This is a genomic window from Pontibacter sp. HJ8 (assembly GCF_054824225.1).
Map to the genome: position 1 here is coordinate 1 of NZ_JSYF01000210.1, position 3168 is coordinate 3168.

Consider the following 3168-nt stretch of genomic DNA (forward strand, 5'->3'; position numbering starts at 1 on the left):
CTCACTTTATGACCTGCAACGGCATAATACAGAATGAACAGGTAGCAAGGCACCATGATCCAGTAGCCTTGCTGTGCGTTGAAGGCATCAGCCAAAGCTCCGTAAATAAGTGGAATAACTGCTCCACCAGCGATACCCATTACCAGTAGTGAAGAGGCTGCTTTGGTGAAGCGTCCTACGTCAGCCAATGCAAGTGGCCAGATGGCAGGCCACATCAGTGAGTTAGCCAGGCCTAACAGGGCAATGAAAGCCACTGATACATATCCTGTAGTCATGATTGCACCTAAAGAGAAAGCTATACCTAAAATGGCACAGAACTTCAGTGCGTTTTCCTGCTTAATATATTTTGGTATAGTGATGATACCGATTATGTAGCCGACCACCATAGCCACCATGGTAGCACTGGTAAAGAACTTTGCCGTAGTGAGCGGTATACCTTGTGAAGCGCCGTAGCTGATAATAGAATCGCCAGCCATCACCTCCACGCCAACGTAAAGGAAGAGCGAAAAAACTCCCAGTAATACGTGCGGAAAATCAAATACGCTCTTCTTACCGGTGTTAGCAGCAGCAACTGTTTCGTCCTCCTGATCCGTATCTACTTCCGGAAGGCTGGAACGGTATATCCACAGTCCGAGAATCAGCAGCACAACAACTATACCTATATAAGGTGAAATCACCTGCAACGCCATTGCGTCCAAGGCAGCCTCGCGGGCAGCATCGGTCATACCTGCGATCTCGGAACGAAGATTATCCGCATCTTCAAGTTTGAGGAAAAGACCCAGAATGATAGGGGCCAATGCACCGGCAAACTTATTGCAAATCCCCATGATGCTGATGCGTTTGGCAGCACTCTCTGCCGGGCCAACAATCGTAATATAGGGATTAGAAGCTGTCTGCAAGATAGCCAAGCCACATCCTATGATGAACAAGCCCATCAGGAAAAGCAGATAAATCCGAGTCATCGCTGCCGGAATAAACAGCGCTGCACCCACGGCCATCACAACCAGGGCCACCGACATCCCATTCTTAAAGCCGAACATTTTCAGCACCCTGGTCGACAGAGGTGCCATCACCAGATAGGCAATGTAGAAAGCAAAGGTTACGAAGAAGGACTGGAACTTGGTCAACTCACATGCGATCTCTAGATAAGGAATCAACAGGGAATTAAGCCAGGTAACGAAGCCGAAGATGAAAAACAGGGCGCCTATGATGATGATGGAGCGCATGTAACCGCCCGGCTCATTCACCTGTCCGGTCTTGTCGTTTGTGGATGGAGCTACTTTCGTCATTATTTTTTCAAGGTATAACTAAGGTGCAAAATAGTGTTCAGTGACTGTCTGTTTGGTACGGATCATCCAAACCTGTGCTGCCTTCGCAAAGGCATACCTGTAGGAGTTGGACCAGTTTGGATTGAAGGTACAATATAAAGTTTATCTGCTTTACTTGCTGTGTTACTCCACTTTTATTTCATCGGCCATGAGCCAGGCTTTCTGCCCGGCAGAAGGATACTTCTCCGGGCTTACGCCTACGCTTTTGGCTTTCACTTTCACATAGCGGGCTCTGGTCACCGGGAGGGTGGCAGCGACTTCGTGCGTCATGATGCCTTCTGCGTTCAGTGGATTGGCATTTTGTATCACATCGACCGTTCTGTAGTTTTTCCCGTCTTCTGACACGGCATACTCCACCTGCAGTGGCAGGAAGATGCGGTAGCCGATGTTCTGCATAAAAGTAGTGCTCAGCCGTATAATCGGCTGCACCTTCTGCAGGTCCACGATGGCTTCCATGTCTGTACCCAGGAAACCGGTCCAGTGGCCGTCGGTCTGATCCGTGGATCCCTGCAGGCCGTTCACCAGCTTTGCTTTGTTTGAATAGCTCTGATGAGCCGGCGTAAGCAGGGTGACAGACTTTGCCAGGCCTTTGTGGGCATCAAAGGTCTTAGTGCTTACTTTCCCTGCTAGTTTGCCTTCTGCAAAGGCCCCTGCCTTGATGGTGGCCGTCTTCTTTAAGGTAAACGGTCCGGTATAGTGCTGCGAGGCGGTCGTTGGTTCGGTGCCGTCGAGGGTATAGTAAAGCTTCACATTGGTAGCATCGGTGGCAAAGCTCACTTTGGCTGTACCGCTCAGCGTGTCTACCTGTACCTGCTGCCGGACGTTGAAGGCGCTTCGGGCATAGTTGATACCTAAGGCATCATAACGCTTGTACTGCTGCTGCATGCGATGCTGGAAACTCTTCCAATCTTTGAGTTTGGCAGGCGTCCACAACACTTCCGACAAGGCGGATATACGCGGGAAGACCATATACTCGACATGTTCTGAAGTGGGGATATATTCGGTCCAAACATTGGCCTGGGCGCCCAGGATGTATTTCTTCTCTTCGCTTGTCAGCTCAGCCGGCGTAGGTTCAAAGGAGTATACCTTCTCCAGCGTGCTATAACCATGGATAGTCGTTGGCTCCAGGTCGCGCTCGCCCTGGTAATGGTCAAAGTAGAGGTGCGTACCCGGCGTCATCACTACATAGTGTTTTTCTTTGGCGGCTGCAATGCCCCCTTTCGTTCCGCGCCACGACATCACGTAGGCGTTCGGTGCCAGGCCGCCTTCGAGTATCTCATCCCAGCCGATAATGGTACGGCCTTTGGCGTTCACAAATTTCTCCATGCGTTGCACAAAGTAGCTCTGCAGCTCGTGTTCGTCTTTCAGGTTTTCTGTTTTGATGCGGGCCTGGCATTTCGGGCAGGCTTTCCAGCGGGTTTTCGGGGATTCGTCGCCACCGATGTGCAGGATCTTGCTCGGGAACAGGGCCATCACTTCGGTCATCACATCTTCCAGGAAAGTAAAGGTCTGCTCGTTGCCGGCGCAGAATACATCATGAAAAATGCCCCACTTCGACTCCACGATAAAAGGCCCTCCGGTGCAGGAAAGCTCCGGGTATGCTGTGAGTGCCGCTACTGCGTGGCCCGGCATTTCGATCTCCGGCACCACATTGATAAAGCGCTCCTGGGCATAAGCTACGACTTCCTTGATCTGTTCCTGGGTATAGAAGCCGCCATGGCTTTCCTTCTTATAGGTCTGGGGCAAGTCCCAGTAGTGGCCGATCAGGGTGCTGTCACGCCAGGCACCTACTTCGGTCAGTTTCGGATATTTTTTGATCTCGATGCGCCAGCCCTGGTCG

The 3168-nt window shown here is 51.2% G+C and carries 2 protein-coding genes; both read right to left on the reverse strand.

What is annotated here, in order from left to right:
- The coding region (locus tag OB13_RS10235) for a sugar MFS transporter (RefSeq protein WP_461490068.1) at window positions 1-1289 on the reverse strand (1289 nt) is incomplete at its 3' end.
- 162 nt (window positions 1290-1451) lie between these two features.
- Window positions 1452-3168 (reverse strand): glycoside hydrolase family 20 protein (locus tag OB13_RS10240; RefSeq protein WP_461490069.1); only part of this gene is annotated, 1717 nt, incomplete at its 5' end.